Source organism: Sulfurovum sp. (genome assembly GCF_041562805.1).
GTDB lineage: Bacteria > Campylobacterota > Campylobacteria > Campylobacterales > Sulfurovaceae > Sulfurovum.
Genome location: NZ_JBFFOH010000016.1, coordinates 1 through 18,960, shown reverse-complemented (window position 1 = coordinate 18,960; position 18,960 = coordinate 1). Strand labels below are relative to the sequence as shown.

Genomic DNA, 18,960 nt, shown 5'->3' with positions numbered 1-18,960 from the left:
TGTGCGTCGTTCTTGAATGTATTGTTGGACAGCGGCGTGAGATTAAGCCTAGAATGGCAAGGAATTATTGATATGTCAGAAGATATGGAAGTGGATTTTTTTGCTGAGTATGACTACGGAAAGATAGCATTACAGAAACTTTCTCCAACACCAGAAAATTTTCGGTTATTCGAGGCTGGATGGTTAGGAGACAAGCCCCAAGATTGGAACACTATGAAAGTAACTGGTGCTGAATTTAGACGGGCTAAGACAGGAAGAAGGAAAGGCACACTTTGTATAATGGTGCCAGGAACGAAAAGAACGGCCTATGTGACACGCGAAGAAATGTCCTAGCAGTACAACGCAAAGCTAAGCTGCGGCCCTGGGAGATGTAGACGAAAAGGCAGGTGCCGCCGTCTGCTTGAGCGTATTGTTATAAAGAAACAGAAGTTTAATGGGCAATCAGGAGGCAACTGTGGCGGTACAACTTATAAATAAAGATTGCATGGAGTACATGGCTAATTGCGGCGACAAGTTTTTTGATTTGGCTATTGTTGACCCGCCTTACGGGATTGGCATAGCAGCAAACCCGGTTAGGCAGCAGCACGAAAAAAAGCAATGGGACAACGAGATACCAAGGCGAGAATATTTCGAACAGCTTAAAAGAATAAGCAAAAACCAAATAATATGGGGCGGCAATTATTTTATTGACCATCTTGGCGCTACGCAAGGTTTTTTAATATGGGACAAGGTGCAACCGCATGATTTTAGTTTGGCTATGTGCGAATTTGCATGGATGAGCTTTCAAAAGCCAGCGAAGATGTTTAAGCGGAGTGTGTTGAAAGAGCAAAACAAGATACACCCAACGCAAAAGCCTGTGCAATTATACAAATGGATTTTACAAAACTATGCAGAGCAGGGGCATAAGGTGATTGACACCCACCTAGGATCAGGAAGCAGTGCTATTGCCGCGCACTATTTCGGATGTGACTTTACTGGCTTAGAAATTGATGTTGATTACTTTGAAGCGGCAAAGAAACGGCTTGATAAAGAAACCAGGCAAATGGCTTTATTTTAGCGGAGCAACAAGCCCGTAAAAAGATGTAGACGCGTTTCTTTATAACATAGGATAGACAGTACGGGCCAATATGGCGATAGGCTGCCGCGTACGTATTTATACCTATACGGATATAAACTAAAAGGATAAGCGATGCTTGCGAAAAATCAGCGTAAATACCACGCGAATAGACTGAAGGTGCAACCTATAGAAAATGTTAGCTGGTTCGAGAAATTATTTGCAAAGTGGCTACTAAAATTGTAAGCTGAGAACATCATAGGGTGTGAGAGCCTTAAGCCATTTGTGGCATGATACCAAACGACCCGACCGGGTCAGAGAAACATGAGGGCGCGTTATCCGTCCTCTCTCACCATGTTCTCTATCCGGTCGGGTTTTTTTATGCATAATGTGGATAGTATGTCTGGATGGATAAAATTACATAGAAAAATAAAATGCCATTGGGTTTTCCAAAATGCTGACTATTTCAAGGCATGGATATCTATACTTATAGAAGTAAATCATACAGAAAAAACTGTTTTGATTAACTCTACATTATTTAATTGTAGCCGTGGTGAAAGTCTTAAATCTCTCGATTCGTGGGCGACAATTTTTGGCAAAAAATGGGACAAGTCAAAAGTAAGGCGGTTTTTTAAGTTGCTAGAAAAAGATCAAATGGTCGTAACAAAAAGCGAACGCAAAACGACACGGTTAACTGTATGTAACTACGAGGATTATCAGTCGTTGGCGAACGCAGATGAAACGATAGTGAAACGCAAACGAAACGATAGTGAAACGCTGGCGACACCAAACAAGAATGAAGAGAAGGTAAAGAAGGTAAAGAAGAAGACTACTAAGGCCATTCGGCCTGATAATTTTTCTGAAAAAGATTGGGATGATTTGGTTGCACATAGAAAAGCTAAGAAAGCACCACTTTCTCAGAAAGCAGTTGACGGTTTATCTAGAGAGTTTGCGAAATCAGGTATGTCAATTTCTGACTGTATTGGTGAAATGGCAATAAGAGGATGGACAGGGTTTAAGGCTGAATGGGTTTCTGGCAATACTGCTGAAAAATCTGAGTGGGCATAATGAAATATATAATATCAGTTTCATATGGAAACGACTCTATAGCCCTTTTGCGCTGGGCCAAAGAGAAAGCCTTGCAGAATGTCAATGTTGTTTATTGCGATACTGGATGGGCGCATAGTTCTTGGGAAGCACGTATAGCAGCAGGAAAAACTTTGGCCTACACTTATGGCTTTGATGTTTACCATGTTCGTGGAGATTTCACCTTTGCGAACATGGTTCGAATGAAAAAAGGCTTTCCTAGCCAGCGGTATCAATTTTGTTCAGGCATTCTTAAGGGACTTCCTTTTCTAGAATTTTGCGAAGAAATTGATGAAGAATGCAAGGCTATTGTTGTTATCGGGAAGCGGCGTGAAGAGAGTAGCAACAGAAAGGAAACGCCAGAATTTATTGAATGTTCAAAATTTCATGGAGGAAGGAAGGTATGGCATCCACTTTATAAGCATACTGAAAGTCAACGTAACGATCTAGTGTCTAAGACAGGAATCAGAATTTTGCCTCATAGATCAATGGAGTGCTGCCCATGTGTAAACGCTAATAAGGCAGATTTACTGATGGTTGAGCCTGAAAGAATTGCTGAAATAAGAGCGCTTGAAAAAGAAATCAAACATCCAATGTTCAGAGCTAAGAAAAAGATGGGGGCAGAAGGTATAGACAAAGTTCTTGATTGGGCTAGATCACCAAGAGGTGAGTATATTGATGGGCAAATGTTTCTTTGGGACTTAGAAGGCAAACCATGTATTACAGGGATGTGTGGTATATGATGAAAATATATTTAGCTGGCGGAATGAAATCTGATTGGCAAGATAATGTTATTGCTGCGCATCCGCAACATACATATTTTGATCCGAGGACACATGGCCTTGACGAACCTGCCGAATATACCAAGTGGGATTTAGAGCATGTTGAAAAGGCAGATATAGTGTTTGCATGCTTTACGAAAGATAATCCGTCTGGGTTCGGGATGTGTATAGAAATAGGAGCAGCCCATAGATCAGGAAAGCCTATCATACTTGTTGACGAGAAACAACTTAGATCGTGGGCCATAGTCCGGTGTTGTTGTAATATTGTCGTCAATAATTTGGGCGATGGCATTAAAATATTAAAAGAGTGGGCATAATGGAACAGGCACTAATCGGGGCGATACTACAAAAGAACGATATACTTGCTGACATTGCAAATATTGTTAGCGCAGTTGATTTTGAAGATTCAAGGGCTGCTATACTTTTTAATCTTTGTTTGGATCGCTGGAAGGACGGAAAGCAGACAGATATTGTCATCGCTGTTGGGGAAATGTCTGGAAAGATAGATCCGATGTGGATTGTTACCGCTACGGACTCGGGAAGCATACTCCACAGCACAGGATATGCTGAAAAGGTAGCCGAGGCAGCAAAACTTAAAAGAATCAAGGAAGGCGTCTTAAAAGCCTCAGAATCGGCATTCGACTCAAACGAGCTAATATCACGCATTTCTGACATAAGCATAAAAGAGGCTGGACGTGATGACGATGTTACAAGCGCGGAAGATTGCGTAAACCTTTTTTCTGAAATGCGGAAATCCGGTGGACTGATTGGCAAGTCTTCTGGATATGGCTTTTTGGACAGGAAGGACATCATGGCAGTTCCTGGTGATTATTGGGCGATAGGTGCAGCTACATCTGTCGGCAAGTCAGCACTTGCTATGAATATGGTAAAGAATTTTCTTGTAGAAGAAGACGCGCATTTAAGCATTATATCAACTGAAATGACAAAATTACAGATGATGGCGCGTATAATCGGTTGCCTTACTGACATTCCATCAGGTGCGATTATGAAAAATAAGCTCCGTGGGCAGCTAGATGAAGAGAAAGTTACGAAGGCAGAAAAGTATCTAGCTTCAAAGGTTTTCTTTATGAGTGAGAAGACAAGGGACATTGCCGAGATTGAAAACGTTGTGAGGGGTCTTGATCTTAAGAAAGGGCTTGATGTTGTTTTCGTTGATTACTTACAGCATTGCAGATCTAGGAATTACAAATCCCAATATGACATTTTATCAGATGTAACTGGAAGGCTTCAAAACTTATCAAAGCAGACAGACACAACCATAATTGGCTTGAATCAACTTTCAAACGCAGCGGCTAAAGACCCAGAAGGAAATCTTGAGTTTAAAGGCGCTGGTGATATCGCAGCAGATTGTGATATTGGTATTATTCTAAGGAAAAATAAATCTGACAAAAGTATGCTTCTGGCTGAAATAAAGAAGAACAGGCACGGAGCATTAGGAAGGCAAGCTTTGCAATATTCAAAGAGCTTTGCCATGCTTGAAGAGGTACACCATGCTGAAAATTGGTAGCATCATGCTGATACTCCTAACCGGCTGCACAAACAATCTCCAAGAGACAACCTGCGACAATGGCATTGTGTATCTGCATAGTGGGGTAGAGGATGATTTTTGTGAAAAGAGGATGATGTGGCGGAAGGAAAACTTTTAATATCTGCAGGCATAGAAAAAAAGGCTTGACCATTTATCAGCCATTGATTAACTTAGAATTATAAGATTAATTTAACGGAGGATTCGCTATGGGGACAATAATTCAAAAACTCGACAACCACTCTTCTTATGACAACCAGTTCATTGTTTGCGCTGAAAGAAAAGCAGTACATCTCGCGCGGAAAATTAACAAGACTTGCCGCGAAAATAAAATTGCAGCGCGTGCAAGAAGCGTATTCCCTGGGGTCGTTTTTGATTTTGGGGAGCATCTGACTTATGAATAATAAAAGCATGCTATTTTGGTATATTTGTCCGTGCGGATTCACTGATAAAAATATAACAGTGGATATGCAAAGGAAAACATGCCCTGGCTGCCGAAAGCAAATACAATACAAAGTGCAACTTGTTGGCAGAGGCGGCAAACGGGAAGGTGCTGGGAGACCATCCGGCACAGTGTTAAGCCCAGAAAAAAAGAAACGCAACTTCACCACCAAGCTATCGCCTGAATGGTTCACTTTTTTAGACGAAATGAAGGAGCGCGGCCATTCAAAGGCATGGTGTATAAATCAAGGTCTTGAGCTTCTAAAAAGCTACATGGTTAAGGAGTATTAACATGGAATACGATAATGAAAAATCAGGTGTTCTTTTTAAGAACGACAGCGACAACGAGAAAGCGCCTTATTACAAGGGCAAGATCCAGATAGAAGGTGTTGAGTACGAGCTGGCCGCATGGGTTCGAGAGGCCAAGAGTTCAGGCAATAAGTTCTTAAGCTTGTCGGCGCAGCTACCTTTTGAAAAGAGGGACACCAGCCAGAGTGATATGAGTAATTCTGGAGCGCAAGAGCCCAAAATGGGTGATGATGTTCCTTTTTAGTACAACGTGGAAATCAGCGGATTGCCAAGCTACTGCCGATAAACCAGCGGCAAGTCCGCAATTCCAGCTGGATTGTATTGTTGGACGGCGGCATGAGATAAACTTTAAACTTGTGAGGATAATAATTATGAAAATAACAAAAGAGATAGTAGTGAAAGTAGATGTGGCTGAATGTGTCGCTATTATGAAATTGTTGGGTGAGATGAGTACCAATGACTACAATGAAAGATTTCTTGATGAAGACACGCAAGAAATCCTTAATGGTTTATACAGGGAGTTGCACAAAGAATTTAGCTAGATGAGCAGTCCAACGCAAAGCTAAGACGCGCCACGCGGACCTTTGCAAAGATAAACTAAACAATGGAGGCGTTGAAAGTACGGAGCTGCAAGTGTGGGCGTCGTTCTTGAGCGTATTGCTATGTTCAATATTATTTTAATGGAAGGAACCGAGGAGTTTGACCGTAAATTCTTTATTGATTGCCCAGTAGACGGCGTGGTTAAAACAGCAGGATTTAATCCTATGGGGAGCCAGCCGTGCGTGAGGATGCAAATACCGCCTGCCCTGGCTAAATACATATCAAATCTACAAAATAAAGTGCGTGACCTTGGCGGTGATGTTTAGAAACATAACGCAAAGCTAAGACGCGCCCATTATTTGGGGCAAGGAAGGTGAGGATATGACAACTAAACACGAAGATACCAGAGAATGGGCGAGCACGGGCGTCGTGCTTGAGCGAATTGTTATGCCTGTTGTTCTCGACGCCTGTTGCGGCACTAGAATGTTCTGGTTTGATAAAGAAGATAGCAGGACATTATTTGTTGATAAACGAGTAGGCACAAGGGTTATTGATGTGGGTACACCAGGGACAAAAGGAAGAAAACCAAAAGTGGTAAAACCTGACAAGGTGGTTGATTTCAGAAACATGCCATTTGGTGACAACTCTTTCCATCATGTTGTTTTTGACCCGCCGCACTTTTACAAAGGAGCTGGAAAGACAGGGCGCATAGCGTTTGATTATGGATTGCTCGATAAAACGTGGAGAGATGACATAAAAGATGGTTTTGCTGAGTGTTTTAGGGTTTTATCTCCAATGGGTACATTAATTTTTAAATGGTGTGAGGCTGAAATACCATTGCGCGAGGTGTTAGAACTGACACCCAATAAGCCTTTGTATGGGCATAGAAGCGGTAAAAAGGCCCAAACACACTGGGTGGCCTTTATTAAGGCATAACGTAGAAATCAGCAGCCAGCCGATGACGATGAATTGAAAGAACGCAGGTGTTCTGATCTGGCTGGATTGTATTGTTAGACATGGCGGTGCGGATTAACTTAAAACAAGCGAGGATTATTCATGAATGCTTTAAAAGAATTGAGCAAGATCGAAGGTGATATTAACAAGTGGAAGTGGCTTATGGAAAATCAAGAGGCCGGATTGATTGTGAACCTGGACAACGACGACACGTTTGTGACAGACCCAGATAGCGAAGACGATTTTTGTGTTGATTTTGATGGGTATGTTGGTTGGAGTGATGGTGTTATTTCATTACTTGAAGCCATAGGCATAAAGGCTGAGCCTGTCTAACGTAGAAGCTAAGACGAGCCCCTTGTTGGGGCAAGGAAGGTAACGAAATGACAGAGAACAACGAAGCCGATGAAGAAAAGGCGAGCACTGGCGTCGTGCTTGAGCGTATTGTTAGTGTACTGACGAGGAAAGCACTTCCTCTACTTTTCCACTTTATTGTTTTTGTTTTTATATGGTGTTTGCTTGGTATTTATGGGGAACGATATCTGCCAATTGAACACCATGGATGGTGGATGGCATATGGTGTTCTTGTATCTGCTGTTGCTTCTTTTTTTGCTGACAAAATAAAAGCTACAGTGCAACAATAAGTACACTAACATGTGATATACAGTACGGGCCGATATTGCGATAGGCGGCGAGGTAGGTATATATACGTATGAGAAAGAAAAAATGTAAAGCTAAAGGATGTAGTGCTAAATTCACGCCGGTAAGCTCATTGCAGGCTGCTTGCAGCGTGAAGTGCGCCATGCTATTAGTTAATGAAAAAAACGACGCAAAACGCAAGCGCAAGGCTAAAGCTGACACTTTAAAGCTTGAAGCTATACAGCCACTGAGTTATTGGGTTAAAAAGGCACAAGCGGCCTGTAATGCGTTTATCAGGGAGCGCGATAAGGGCGATCCATGCATAAGCTGTGGGAGATACCACACTGGGCAATATCATGCCGGGCATTATATCTCTACTGGGGCGCGTAGGGAATTACGTTTTCATCCAGCCAATATCCACAAGCAATGCCAGCCATGCAACACGCATTTAAGTGGCAACCCTATTCTATATAGATCATGGCTGATTAAGAAGGTTGGCCAGGAAATGGTAGAGTATTTGGAAAACTATAACGGCATTCAAAAGATGACCGTTGATGAAATAAAAGATATCGAAGCGCACTATAAAGAGTTGCTGAAAAGCCTAAGATAATTTGACTGATTTTGCGTGGTGTAGTAAAATAGAAAGACAATGTGTGAAATAGAGAAAGAATTAAATTTTTCAGATGGCAAGTTAATGTGTGATTGCGAATGCCTTGTAGAAAACGACAATGAGGTAATCGACTGGGAAGAATACCAAGACTCTCTGGTTCTTGATGAGGACGATTATGAAGGGTAACGCAAGCTGCCATATTTATACTCCAGCAGGAAGAAAAAACCACGATAGCATAAAGTGGGATAGCGACGAAGGAAAAGGTGAAGCTATGGGGTGTGGGAAGAAGAAAGGCAAGGGCGGGAAGAAGAAATAAGCTTTTAGTATTTTTAATTTTGGATTAATGGAGGGTAGAATGGCTAAGAACGCTAATAAAACAAAAAAGCCTGTAAAGAAGATTAAGCCAAAGAGTCTTGGCACTGGACTACTTAACAAAGCAGCAAAAGCAGCTACCAAGAGAAACAAATATTTAGCTTCGATTAAATAGATATGGCAGCACCTCTAGGTAATCAGTTTTGGAAGGCACGTTCCAAACATGGCAGAAACAAGATATTCTCTGACGATGATGTTCTATGGGAAGCTTGCCAAGAGTACTTCCAGTGGGTGGTTGACAATCCGCTGCAAGAGGAAAAAGTATTTTGCCACCAGGGTAACGTGACAAAGACATCTCTTGATAAGATGAGAGCGATGACTATCGGCGGCCTTTGCACATTCCTTGATATTGACCAGACCACCTGGACGGAATACAAGAAACACAAAGATTTTTCCAGCGTCTGCACACGAGTTGAGCAAATAATCAAAGATCAAAAGTTTGCTGGAGCAGCAGCAGACATGCTGAACCCAAGCATTATTGCGAGGGATCTTGGACTTGCCGACAAGACCGATTCTAATGTCAAAGCAAGTTACACTATCAATCTCAGCGAGACAGACGCAGAGCTGTGAAGCTTACCGAAAAGCAAAAAGAAGCAAATAAGCTACTCGCAAGTGCAGCAGTCCACATAATGCTATTTGGTGGAAGTAGGAGCGGGAAGACTTTTTTAATAGTTAGAGCCATATGCGTAAGAGCAATTAAGGCAGCAGGTAGCAGGCACGCAATAGTTAGATTCAGATTCAACGCAGTAAAAAATTCAATTGTATTCGACACGTTTCCAAAGGTAATGAGCCTTTGTTTTCCTGATATAGAGTATTCCATAAACAAATCTGATTGGTTTGTAACTTTACCAAACGGATCAGAAATTTGGTTCGCAGGCCTTGACGACAAGGAACGCACCGAGAAGATTCTCGGGATGGAATTCGTCACCATTTACCCAAACGAGTGCAGCCAGATCCCATATAAGTCTATAGAGACTGCTATTACAAGATTGGCCCAAAAAGTCCAGCAGCAGCAGATAGGTAAAATTCCAGAATGTATGCTTATGCCTAAAGTGTACTATGATTGCAATCCTCCGACCAAGGCCCATTGGTCATACAAGATATTCAAAAAGAAAATACACCCAGAAACGAAAGATCATCTTCTAAGGCCAGAAGAATACGCCTCCATGCAGATGAACCCTGTTGATAATGTTGATAACCTTGCCGATGGGTATTTAGACACTCTCAAGGGGATGAGCGCAAAAGCCAGGAAGAGATTTCTTGATGGAGAGTTTGGTGACGATAACCCAAACCAGCTATTCCCTGATGAGCACATGGACAGGTGGAGAGTAACAGATGGTTCTTTGCCTGATATGGTTCGCATTGTTGTTGCTGTTGATCCTTCTGGTGCTGGTGATGAGGACAACGCCGATAATGACGCTATTGGTATTTGTGTAGCAGGCCTTGGGACAGATGGTAATGCATATATTGGCCCTGACCTTACAGTAAAGGCTGGCCCTGCTACTTGGGGAAAGGTCGCCACTGATGCATATGAAAGACATTCTGCCGATGCAATAGTAGGAGAAACAAACTTTGGCGGAGCAATGGTGCAGCATGTAATAAAAACATGCAGACAAAAAACAAACTTTATAAAGGTAACAGCAAGTAGAGGAAAAGTTCAAAGGGCAGAGCCATTTTCTGCTTTATATGAGCAAGGGAAAGTGCGACATGTTGGTTATCTTACAGAATTAGAAGACGAGCTTGCAGCTTTTTCAACATTTGGTTATACTGGTGCATCTAGCCCAAATAGAGCAGATGCAGCAATATGGGCTTTGGCTGCATTGTTTCCTGGTATAGTTAACCATAAAGATAAGAAGAATAAGGCTTTATCACCAAAAAGACCGATTAAAAAACAATTAGGATGGATGGGTGCATAAGTGGCCGAAGATGAAGATGTAGAGATGAAATCCACGACAAGTGGAAAAGATATTGTAAAAGAAGCGAAGAAGCGCTTTAAGCGTGCGCAAGATTACTACAGCGACGCACGCGATCTTGCCATTGAGGACACTAAGTTTGCAATGGGTGACTCGACAAACGGCTGGCAATGGCCTGACTCAGCTAAGTCATCCAGGGAGTCAGCAGATAAAGTTTGCCTGACAGTTAACCAGACTGCCCAGCATTGTAACCAAATCATCAATAACATCAGAGTCAACCGCCCAGCCGTGAAGGTTTCAGGCGTTGACGACTTCTCAGACAAGAAGACCGCCGAGATCTTGGCCGGTCTTATCCGCAATATTCAAGTATCAAGTTCAAGCGACGATGCGCACGACACAGCAGCAGAGCACGCTGTGTATGGCGGTGAGGGCTACTGGCGTATTCTTACCGAGTACGAGTCAGATGATTCTTTTGATCAAGTAATCACCATCAAATCTATCCCCAACCCCAATCTTGTTTATATTGACCCAGATGCAAAGAATGAAGACCGTTCTGACGCTAAATGGGGGTTTATCTTCGAGGACGTTCCGAAGTCAGATATTGAGTCAGAATACCCAGACATTAAGGTTGAGTCATGGGAAGAAGATGTAACTGGCTCTAAGTGGGTTGGCGAGCATACAGTGAGACGCGCTGAGTATTTCTATTGCGAGCGTGAGGAGGATACTCTTTACCTCCTTGCAGATGGAACAACAGTATCTAAGAACGATGGCGGCGAGCCAGAAGAGTACGTTGCCGACAGGAAGGTTAACCGGAGAAAGTGGAAATGGTGCAAGCTTGTTGGTGGTCACGATGAGCCTATTGATTCACGCGATTGGCTTGGGCAGTACCTTCCAATTATTACTGTTGTCGGCAAAGAAGTAAATGTTGACGGCGAGATCGTAAGGAAGGGAATAGTAAGAGATCTGAAAGATCCTGCCAGGATGGTAAATTATGCCTATTCTGAGACAGTACAGACTCTTGCGTTGCAGAATAGAGTCCCATACCTGTACGCTGCTGAAGCTGTCGAAGGCCACGAGGAGGTATGGCAGTCTGCGAATATTGACAACCAAGTTGGCCTTCCATATAACGCTTTTGACGCAGAAGGAAACCAGCTTCCTGCTCCAGCTAGACAATCTCCTCCGGTAATGGCACAGGCACAGATACAACTGCTACAAATGTCTTCTGAGCAAATGCGTGCTTCTAGCGGTCAGCAAAACGCCAACTTTGGTATTAGGAGTGAGGCGCAGAGTGGGATAGGTATTCAGCGCCTAAAGGTTCAGGGCGAGACTGCAACATTCCATTTTCCCGACAATCTTGCTCGTGCTCTTCGGTACGAAGCAAAAGTAATCATAGACCTTATCCAGAAATATTACGATTCTGAGCGCGTTGTTCGCATCTTGGGTCTTGATGGCAAAGAAGATAAGGCCATGCTTGATCCTAATAGTGAGCAGGCATACAAGGAGCAGCGCGACTTAAAGGGCCAAGTACGGAAGATATTTAATCCTACAGTTGGCCGTTATGACGTTGTTATCGACACCGGGCCATCTTTCCAGACTCAGCGCCAAGAAGCAGCGGCGAACCTTAACGATATCGCTGCCAGGAATCCGCAGATGATGAGTATTGCTGGCGATCTTATTATGGAAGCTCAGGACTTCCCTATGGCAGATAAGCTTTCTAAGCGCCTTGCTAAAGCTGTTCCTCCTGAGTTGCTAGACGATGACGACGGCGAAGGTATTCCACCAGCAGCCAAGAATATGATTATGCAGGCGCAGCAGCAGATGCAGCAAATGGACGCTGCAATCAACGAGCTGATGGACAAAAACGAGCAGCTTGAGGCAGAGCTTAAGTCTAGGCAGCAAGACAATGAGACGAAACTTCTCATCCAAAAGAATAAGAGCGAGACAGAGCTAGAGAAGAGCGAAATCAAGAATATCATAGACGAGTATAAAGCAGAAACTCAAAGGATGTCAGAGCTGACTGAAAGAATGGACGAAAGAATGATAGAAAGAATTGTAACAAATACCATCGCATCAATGAACAAAATGCAGGGTGGGCCAGAGGTAGAAGTTGACATAAGCGTAGGACAACAGGACTAGGACTTTCCCTAGGTTGAAGGAGAACAAAAATGGCAGAGCAAGAAGTGGTAGAGGAAGAAGTAGCAGGAGTAGCAGAAGAAGTTGTTGAAGAAGTAGAAGCTGAAGAGTCAGCGCCTGCAACCGAAGAGACTGACGCTCCGGAAGTGGAAGGTAGTGAAGAAAGTCAGGAAGAAAAAGAACCAAGCAAGACATTTACGCAGGAAGAGCTTGACGCGATTGTAAGCAAACGGCTGGCAAGAGAGCAGCGCAAGCTGAAGAGAGAGCAGGAGATGGCGGCTCAGCAGCCTCCAGCAGCGCAAGTTTATGATGGCGTTGACGACATTAAGCGCGAGTATTTTGCTACAGAAGACGAGTACATTGACGCAGTTGCAGACAGAAAGGCAGAGATACGGTTTGCCGAGCGTGAAGCTGCACAAATGGAAGCTAGTGTAATTTATGCTTTTCAGGATAGAGAAGAAGACGCGAGGGAGAAATACAACGACTATGACGAGGTGGCATACACTGCGCCTATCTCCGATGTTATGGCTGATGCAATCCGTTTAGCCGACAAAGGGCCAGATATAGCATACCATCTTGGGAAAGACCATAAAGAGGCAAGCAGAATTGCCGCCCTTACTCCTTTGCAGCAGGCTATTGAAATTGGAAAGCTTGAGGCAGGACTACAAGCGCCACAGAAAAAACAAACAAGCGCACCAGCGCCGATCGACCCTGTCGGAGCCAATAAAGGCGGCACGGTTAAAGATCCAGGCAAAATGTCTGACGCAGAGTATGATGCGTGGCGTGCCGAGCGGAAAAAGAAACACGGGTACTAAGCCCGAAGGATAGAAAATGGCTAATACACTTAAATTTATCGATATGGTGGCTAAAGAGTCACTTGCTGTCGCCCACGAAAAGGCGCAGTTTATCGCAACCACTGACCGCCAGTATGATGATTCATTCGGCATCAATGGTGCTAAAATCGGTCAGACTCTGCGAGTCCGAGACGCTAACAGGTACACGCGCCGTACCAACTCCAGAGTCATGGACGTGCAGGATCAGGACGAGTCAACCCAGAATGTAACCGTAGCGACCCAGGATGGTGTTGATATGCGGTTTAACTCTGCGGAGCTTGCTCTTGATACAGCTAACCCCAAACAGGTAGCCGAGTTCAACAAGCGCTACATTGAGCCAGCAATTTCCGCGCTTGTATCTGGAATTGAGGCTGACTACCTTGAAGCTTCAACCAAAGCGACCTACAACGTAGCAGGAACAGCAGGAACTGGCATTACGACACTTGTTGCTCCTGGCGCGGCTCGTGCGAAACTTAATCAGGGCCTTGCACCTAAAGACATGAATCGCTGCATCCAGATGGATTCTGTCACTATGGGCGGCCTTGTCAACGGTGTTGCTGGGTACTTTAATCCTTCAAGCGCCATTGGCGACCAGTACAAAGAGGGTCTTGTTGCTCGTACTGCCATGGCTAACTACTACGAGAACGAGCGCATCTGGAATCTTACCAACTCTTCAGATGTAACTGCAAATACTAATGCCGACGCTCTTGTAACTGATGGTGGTTCAAGCATTGCTGTTAGTGAAGACTTGTCACAGGCTAATCAGGTTGTCGGCTCCGTATTCACCGTTGCCGGTGTTTATGCTTGTCACCCGGAAACCAAGGCAGCTTACGCACATCTTCAGCAGTTTACTGTAACCGCCACGGGTGCTGTAAGCGCTTCTGTTTCTCCGACAATTCACCTTACCGGCGCAAAGAAAAACGTATGCAGCTCAACTGGTGCTGATTTGGCAGTTACTGACTTCAACGAAAAGGCAATGACCTTTGTTGGCGCAGCCTCTACCACTTACGCACAGTCACTTATGTACCATCGTGACGCATTCCAGTTTGTTACTGCTGATCTGCCAATCATGGATGACGCTGCTAAGTGTGTACGAATGAGCAAAGACGGCTTGTCAATGCGTTTCTGGCTTGGTTCGGATATCCGGAATGATGAAATGCTGCTTAGGATCGATATTCTTTACGGTACTGCTGCTCTTAGACCTGAGTGGGCTTGCCGTATGATTGGTTCCGCAGCTGTTTAACCAATAACACAAACATAACTGAGGAAAAGATATGGCTGATAGTGATAAATACGAACGGTTAGATAATGGTAGCCCGGACGGCTCTTTGTGGGGCGGTGCGTCTACTGATAAAATTGGTGTATATGGTGCAACTCCTGTTGTCCAGCGCACCTACTCAAGCGCAGTACATGCAACAAGCGCACTAGCGACCTCTGCTGATTTTGGGGCAACTCAGCTTGCCGCAGTTCAGGAGATCCAGAACACCCTTATCGGTTTGGGAATTTGGGCGACTGCGTAACTAAAAAAGTGCTCCATGCTGGGTGCGGCGACGAGCAATTGCCGCCGTACCTGGCTGGGCTACTTGAGACACGTCTTGATATTGACGATAAGGTCAAGCCTGATGTTGTTGCTCCTATCACTGATTTAGGTGATATTGGCGAGTTTGACGTTGTGTACTGCTCGCACACATTAGAGCACCTTTACCAGCACCAAGTCGAGATAGCTCTTGCAGAGTTTAAGCGAGTTCTCAAGAAAGGCGGTGTTGTTATTATCGCAGTGCCAGATTTGACAGACGTGCAGTGCGATGATGTTGTTATGTATGAAAGCCCAGCAGGGCCGATAACTGGCCGCGATATGTATTACGGGCTTGATTGGTTTGTTGCTGCCAACCCATACATGGGGCATAATACAGGATTCACAAGGCCAAGTTTGAAGAAGGCACTAGAAGAATTTTTTACCGATGTAAAGATTATTAATCATACTAAATTTAATGTTGTAGGAATAGGTGTTAAATGAAAGTTGTTTTTTGCATTCCAACCATGACAAGACCATACCAAGAGACACTTGATAGCTTGGCAGCTTCAGTCCCGTTGTTTGATGAAGCAGGAATTGAACATGCGATGGTTTCAGAGATTGGTTGTCCATATATTTCAAACGCAAGGGCTACAATGCTACGCAAGGCATTAGACGCTGGAGCTGATGTAATTGTTTTTATCGACCATGATGTGTCTTGGGATGCAGGTGATTTACTCAAACTTGTTTTAACTAAAGGAAACGTTGTCGCAGGAACTTACAGATTTAAACGCGACGAAGAGTCATACATGGGGCATATCCTTTCGTATAAGGATGGCACGCCAATGGTAAGAGAAGAAGATGGGGCATTGCACTCGTTTGACGCTCCTGCCGGGTTTTTAAAAATTACCAAAGAAGCAGTAAACAAAATCTATACTTCGTTCCCAGGGCTTGTTTACGGCGACAAATACCACCCAAGCATAGACCTTTTCAATCATGGTGCGCATAAAGGGACATGGTACGGTGAAGACTACGCATTTTGTCGTCGGTGGTTAGAGTGTGGAGACGGTCTTTTTACCGTTCCTGATATGAATATCAACCACCATGCAGGGGATAAAGTTTATAAAGGCAATCTCCATGAATTTTTACTAAAGCAGCCAGGAGGAAGCAATGATACTAATGGAGCATCCTAAACACGGCAAGACTCATGCTTACACGGCTGCACAAGTGGCAGAGAATAAGTCTAATGGGTGGAAGATTTGCGAAGAAGCAATTGAGAAAATTAATATAACTGCGCTACGCCGTAGATACAAGGCCAAGTTTGGCAAAAAGCCTTACCATGGCAAAGGTATTAAGGAACTACTTAGGGATCTTGCCAAATGACAACAGCACTGGACTTGATAAGCGACGCTTTATTGATGAATGGCACACTTGCAGAAGGTGAAAGCCCAACTGCCGAGATGGCTCAGGACTCTCTAAACGCACTAAATATGATGCTGGATGCGTGGTCAATCGAGAATCTTGCTGTCTATTCTACTCAAACACAATCTTTCACATGGCCAGCCTCAACTGCAAGTAGAACGGTTGGTCCTACAGGCGATTTTGTCGGCACCAGGCCTGTATCTATAGAACCAGCTTCATATTTTGAGGACTCAAACGGAGAACCATACAAGTTTTTATTAATTAGCGAAGAAGAATACAACGGAATATCAGCAAAAACTGCTACTGGTTCATATCCTGAGTACATGTTCGTCAATATGACAAACCCAGATGCGGCAATGTACGTTTATCCGGTCCCATCTTCAAATCTAACTTTAAAACTTGTCTCTGTAGTTGAGCTTTCTCAGCCTGCAACACTCCAAACGGCGCTTGCTTTCCCGCCAGGTTATTTAAGGGCGTTCAAATTCAATCTTGCCGTTGAGATTGCAGCAATGGACGGAGCAGAACCTTTGCCAACAGTCGGAAGAATCGCTATTAGCTCAAAAAAATCAATTAAGCGTCTTAACACTTCCAGGTTAAGCATGAAAGCGGCATTGCCAGCAGCTGTAATAACCTCTGGGATAAAATCAGACATTTTCACAGGGTAATAATTGAAAACACCAATCTTGGGCGCATCATATACTGCTAGGTCAATAAACGCAGCAAATAACAGGATGATAAATCTTTACCCCGAAGTTGTTCTTGAGGGAGGTAAGGAGGCAGGATTTCTGACAAGATGCCCATGTACCGTGGAAATAACGTCTATTGGTGACGGGCCTATTCGCGGCATGAGAGCATTCGGTGGTGTGGGGTATATTGTTTCTGGTAGTGAATTGTATTCAGTCACAGAAGGTTTTGTGGCTACGTTTTTGGGTAATGTAAGTGGAACTGGGCCTGTTTCAATGTCTGATAATGGTACACAGCTTTTTATTGCATGTAATCCTGATAGCTATATATATAACTCAAGCACAGCAGTTTTTCAGAAGATTACAGATCCAGATTTTCCCGGAGCAGTGACTGTTGGGTATTTAGACGGATATTTTGTATTTAATGAGCCAGACACACAAAAAGTGTGGGTGACATCACTATACGACGGGACAAGCGTTGACCCACTAGACTTCGCAAGCGCTGAAGGTAGTCCTGATAATTTGGTTGCAGTAGCAATTGACCATAGAGAGGCATGGCTATTTGGAGAAACAACTACCGAAGTATGGTATAACGCCGGGTTGGTAGATTTTCCATTATCAAGGATTCAAGGGGCTTTTGTTGAAATTGGCTGTGTTGCACCATACTCTATTGCAAAGCTTGACAATACATTATTTTGGCTTGGGAAAGATGAGCGCGGCAGCGGTATTGTTTACCGGGCAAATGGATATAGCCCGCAAAGAATATCAACACATGCAATCGAATACGCTTTGCAGGGCTATTCGACAATAAAAGACGCGATTTCATTCTCTTATCAGCAAGAGGGCCATAGTTTTTATGTAATAGTATTCCCAACAGCAGAAAAGACATGGGCTTTTGATGTCTCTACTGGGCAGTGGCATGAAAGGGCGATGTTTACCCAAGGTGTATTCACTAGGCACAGAGCAAACGCCCAAATGAATTTTTCGGAAAAGGTGGTAATCGGAGATTATAGTACAGGAGTAATATATTATCTCGATCTTAATTCTTATGAAGATTCAACAGGAGAACAGAAGTGGTTAAGATCCTGGAGAGCATTAGGGCCAGGGCAAAACAATCTACAACGTGCAGCGCATCACTCTTTGCAGATAGATTGCGAAACAGGCGTAGGGTTAAACACTGGGCAAGGCTCAGATCCAGTTATGTTTCTCAGGTGGTCTGATGACGGAGGCCACAATTGGAGCAACGTCCAAGAGCTTAAACTTGGGAAAATAGGCGAAACATCAGCTAGGGCTATAAAAAGACGTCTTGGGACAACAGAAAAACTTAGAGACAGAGTTTATGAGATATCAGGAACAGATCCTGTTAAAATATCAATTATGGGCGCTGAGCTAATGGGCGGGCCAAAGGGTAGCTGATGGCTGTACTAACAACAATCCCTTCTGCAAGGGTTCCATTCATAGACCCTAGAACAGGCTTGATATCTCGTGAATGGTTTAATTTCTTCAACAATCTGTTTTCAGCGACAGGAGGTGGTGAAGGGTCACTTGGTGGATGGGTTTTAAAAACAACTAATTACTCTCCGTCAAATGATGATTTGCATGTTGTATGCGATGGGACGTTTACGGTAACACTACAAGATCCGGCAACAAGAAACTCTGAACTTATAGTAACAAATGTAGGAAGTGGTATAATATCACTAGCAGGGAATGTTAACGGGTCACTGACAAGACAAATTGGCCAAAAGTATACATCTGTACGACTTAGGCCAGTAACCACGAGCTATCTAATAGTATGAGCTTTGTAGAACAAGTATATGTCTCTAATGATGCAGGAACAACGATTAACCCTGCTACAGAAGAGAAGCAAGATACAGCAATAGACCTTCTTGGTAAAGGTGTGGATTGGTGGCACGAGGTAAAAGAAGGCAATATCCCAAACCATTCAATCGTAAACAAGTTTGGTTCTGCATCTGTTGGCACTACTATAGTACCTATAGCAACAGGCGGAGTGTATAAAACACCTATTGCCGCAACAGCTTTAGAATTTGTTTCTTCTAGCGCAAACGATTCAAGCGCTGGGACAGGTGCTCAAGAAATAACTATTATTGGTTTAAACAGCTCGTGGGTAGAGGT

The 18,960-nt window shown here is 43.7% G+C and carries 30 protein-coding genes; all 30 read left to right on the top strand.

Features of this window, described 5'->3' with window-relative positions; genetic code table 11:
• Window positions 1-72: 72 nt before the first annotated feature.
• Entirely contained in the window at window positions 73-333 is a 261-nt protein-coding gene (locus tag ABYK33_RS03865; RefSeq protein ID WP_373031645.1) for a hypothetical protein, read from the top strand.
• Window positions 334-454: 121 nt separating this feature from the next.
• Window positions 455-1,057 (top strand): DNA methyltransferase, encoded by a 603-nt coding sequence (locus ABYK33_RS03860; RefSeq protein WP_373031644.1) that lies wholly within the window; start codon window positions 455-457, stop codon window positions 1,055-1,057.
• A gap of 396 nt (window positions 1,058-1,453) precedes the next feature.
• Window positions 1,454-2,122, top strand: coding sequence for a hypothetical protein (locus ABYK33_RS03855; protein ID WP_373031643.1), 669 nt, complete (start codon window positions 1,454-1,456; stop codon window positions 2,120-2,122).
• Complete coding sequence (locus ABYK33_RS03850) at window positions 2,122-2,883, top strand: phosphoadenosine phosphosulfate reductase family protein (protein ID WP_373031642.1); 762 nt, start codon at window positions 2,122-2,124, stop codon at window positions 2,881-2,883. The genes ABYK33_RS03855 and ABYK33_RS03850 overlap by 1 nt, the downstream gene beginning before the upstream one ends.
• Entirely contained in the window at window positions 2,856-3,239 is a 384-nt protein-coding gene (locus ABYK33_RS03845) for a nucleoside 2-deoxyribosyltransferase domain-containing protein (RefSeq protein ID WP_373031641.1), read from the top strand. Before ABYK33_RS03850 ends, ABYK33_RS03845 begins: the two co-directional genes overlap by 28 nt.
• The gene (locus ABYK33_RS03840) at window positions 3,239-4,450 is read left to right on the top strand and encodes a DnaB-like helicase C-terminal domain-containing protein (RefSeq protein ID WP_373031639.1); all 1,212 of its coding nucleotides are present in this window, start codon (window positions 3,239-3,241) and stop codon (window positions 4,448-4,450) included. Before ABYK33_RS03845 ends, ABYK33_RS03840 begins: the two co-directional genes overlap by 1 nt.
• A gap of 227 nt (window positions 4,451-4,677) precedes the next feature.
• On the top strand, window positions 4,678-4,872 hold the full coding sequence (locus ABYK33_RS03835; protein WP_373031637.1) for a hypothetical protein: 195 nt from the start codon (window positions 4,678-4,680) through the stop codon (window positions 4,870-4,872).
• On the top strand, window positions 4,865-5,200 hold the full coding sequence (locus ABYK33_RS03830; protein WP_373031636.1) for a hypothetical protein: 336 nt from the start codon (window positions 4,865-4,867) through the stop codon (window positions 5,198-5,200). The genes ABYK33_RS03835 and ABYK33_RS03830 overlap by 8 nt, the downstream gene beginning before the upstream one ends.
• A 1-nt stretch (window position 5,201) precedes the next feature.
• On the top strand, window positions 5,202-5,462 hold the full coding sequence (locus ABYK33_RS03825) for a hypothetical protein (protein ID WP_373031634.1): 261 nt from the start codon (window positions 5,202-5,204) through the stop codon (window positions 5,460-5,462).
• A 127-nt stretch (window positions 5,463-5,589) separates the two neighbouring features.
• Entirely contained in the window at window positions 5,590-5,760 is a 171-nt protein-coding gene (locus tag ABYK33_RS03820; RefSeq protein ID WP_373031633.1) for a hypothetical protein, read from the top strand.
• 93 nt (window positions 5,761-5,853) lie between these two features.
• Window positions 5,854-6,084: a hypothetical protein gene (locus ABYK33_RS03815; protein WP_373031632.1), complete on the top strand. Its 231-nt coding sequence runs from the start codon at window positions 5,854-5,856 to the stop codon at window positions 6,082-6,084.
• A gap of 55 nt (window positions 6,085-6,139) precedes the next feature.
• Window positions 6,140-6,694 carry a class I SAM-dependent methyltransferase gene (locus ABYK33_RS03810; RefSeq protein WP_373031631.1) on the top strand — a complete coding sequence of 185 codons (555 nt, stop codon included), beginning with the start codon at window positions 6,140-6,142 and terminating at the stop codon, window positions 6,692-6,694.
• A 120-nt stretch (window positions 6,695-6,814) separates the two neighbouring features.
• Window positions 6,815-7,045, top strand: a complete 231-nt coding sequence (locus ABYK33_RS03805) for a hypothetical protein (RefSeq protein ID WP_373031630.1) — start codon at window positions 6,815-6,817, stop codon at window positions 7,043-7,045.
• Between the two features lie 47 nt (window positions 7,046-7,092).
• Window positions 7,093-7,353, top strand: coding sequence for a hypothetical protein (locus ABYK33_RS03800; protein ID WP_373031629.1), 261 nt, complete (start codon window positions 7,093-7,095; stop codon window positions 7,351-7,353).
• A gap of 68 nt (window positions 7,354-7,421) precedes the next feature.
• The gene (locus tag ABYK33_RS03795; protein WP_373031628.1) at window positions 7,422-7,958 is read left to right on the top strand and encodes a recombination protein NinG; all 537 of its coding nucleotides are present in this window, start codon (window positions 7,422-7,424) and stop codon (window positions 7,956-7,958) included.
• Window positions 7,959-8,133: 175 nt separating this feature from the next.
• On the top strand, window positions 8,134-8,274 hold the full coding sequence (locus tag ABYK33_RS03790) for a hypothetical protein (protein ID WP_373031626.1): 141 nt from the start codon (window positions 8,134-8,136) through the stop codon (window positions 8,272-8,274).
• 39 nt (window positions 8,275-8,313) lie between these two features.
• Window positions 8,314-8,445: a hypothetical protein gene (locus ABYK33_RS03785; protein WP_373031625.1), complete on the top strand. Its 132-nt coding sequence runs from the start codon at window positions 8,314-8,316 to the stop codon at window positions 8,443-8,445.
• Window positions 8,446-8,447: 2 nt separating this feature from the next.
• Entirely contained in the window at window positions 8,448-8,900 is a 453-nt protein-coding gene (locus ABYK33_RS03780; protein WP_373031624.1) for a terminase small subunit, read from the top strand.
• Window positions 8,897-10,246, top strand: coding sequence for a phage terminase large subunit (locus ABYK33_RS03775; RefSeq protein ID WP_373031623.1), 1,350 nt, complete (start codon window positions 8,897-8,899; stop codon window positions 10,244-10,246). The genes ABYK33_RS03780 and ABYK33_RS03775 overlap by 4 nt, the downstream gene beginning before the upstream one ends.
• The gene (locus ABYK33_RS03770; protein WP_373031622.1) at window positions 10,247-12,379 is read left to right on the top strand and encodes a portal protein; all 2,133 of its coding nucleotides are present in this window, start codon (window positions 10,247-10,249) and stop codon (window positions 12,377-12,379) included.
• A 29-nt stretch (window positions 12,380-12,408) separates the two neighbouring features.
• Window positions 12,409-13,191 (top strand): hypothetical protein, encoded by a 783-nt coding sequence (locus tag ABYK33_RS03765; RefSeq protein ID WP_373031621.1) that lies wholly within the window; start codon window positions 12,409-12,411, stop codon window positions 13,189-13,191.
• 16 nt (window positions 13,192-13,207) lie between these two features.
• Window positions 13,208-14,452: a P22 phage major capsid protein family protein gene (locus tag ABYK33_RS03760; protein WP_373031620.1), complete on the top strand. Its 1,245-nt coding sequence runs from the start codon at window positions 13,208-13,210 to the stop codon at window positions 14,450-14,452.
• A gap of 31 nt (window positions 14,453-14,483) precedes the next feature.
• A complete protein-coding gene (locus ABYK33_RS03755) occupies window positions 14,484-14,729 on the top strand; it encodes a hypothetical protein (protein WP_373031619.1) in 246 nt (81 codons plus the stop codon).
• Window positions 14,714-15,226: a methyltransferase domain-containing protein gene (locus ABYK33_RS03750; protein ID WP_373031618.1), complete on the top strand. Its 513-nt coding sequence runs from the start codon at window positions 14,714-14,716 to the stop codon at window positions 15,224-15,226. The genes ABYK33_RS03755 and ABYK33_RS03750 overlap by 16 nt, the downstream gene beginning before the upstream one ends.
• Window positions 15,223-15,915, top strand: a complete 693-nt coding sequence (locus tag ABYK33_RS03745) for a hypothetical protein (RefSeq protein WP_373031617.1) — start codon at window positions 15,223-15,225, stop codon at window positions 15,913-15,915. The genes ABYK33_RS03750 and ABYK33_RS03745 overlap by 4 nt, the downstream gene beginning before the upstream one ends.
• On the top strand, window positions 15,893-16,105 hold the full coding sequence (locus ABYK33_RS03740; RefSeq protein WP_373031616.1) for a hypothetical protein: 213 nt from the start codon (window positions 15,893-15,895) through the stop codon (window positions 16,103-16,105). The genes ABYK33_RS03745 and ABYK33_RS03740 overlap by 23 nt, the downstream gene beginning before the upstream one ends.
• The gene (locus ABYK33_RS03735) at window positions 16,102-16,809 is read left to right on the top strand and encodes a hypothetical protein (protein WP_373031615.1); all 708 of its coding nucleotides are present in this window, start codon (window positions 16,102-16,104) and stop codon (window positions 16,807-16,809) included. Before ABYK33_RS03740 ends, ABYK33_RS03735 begins: the two co-directional genes overlap by 4 nt.
• 3 nt (window positions 16,810-16,812) lie before the next feature.
• Window positions 16,813-18,243: a hypothetical protein gene (locus ABYK33_RS03730; RefSeq protein ID WP_373031614.1), complete on the top strand. Its 1,431-nt coding sequence runs from the start codon at window positions 16,813-16,815 to the stop codon at window positions 18,241-18,243.
• Window positions 18,243-18,623, top strand: a complete 381-nt coding sequence (locus tag ABYK33_RS03725) for a hypothetical protein (RefSeq protein WP_373031613.1) — start codon at window positions 18,243-18,245, stop codon at window positions 18,621-18,623. Before ABYK33_RS03730 ends, ABYK33_RS03725 begins: the two co-directional genes overlap by 1 nt.
• Window positions 18,620-18,960: hypothetical protein (locus ABYK33_RS03720; RefSeq protein WP_373031612.1), on the top strand; the 341-nt coding region annotated here is incomplete at its 3' end. The genes ABYK33_RS03725 and ABYK33_RS03720, both read left to right, overlap by 4 nt.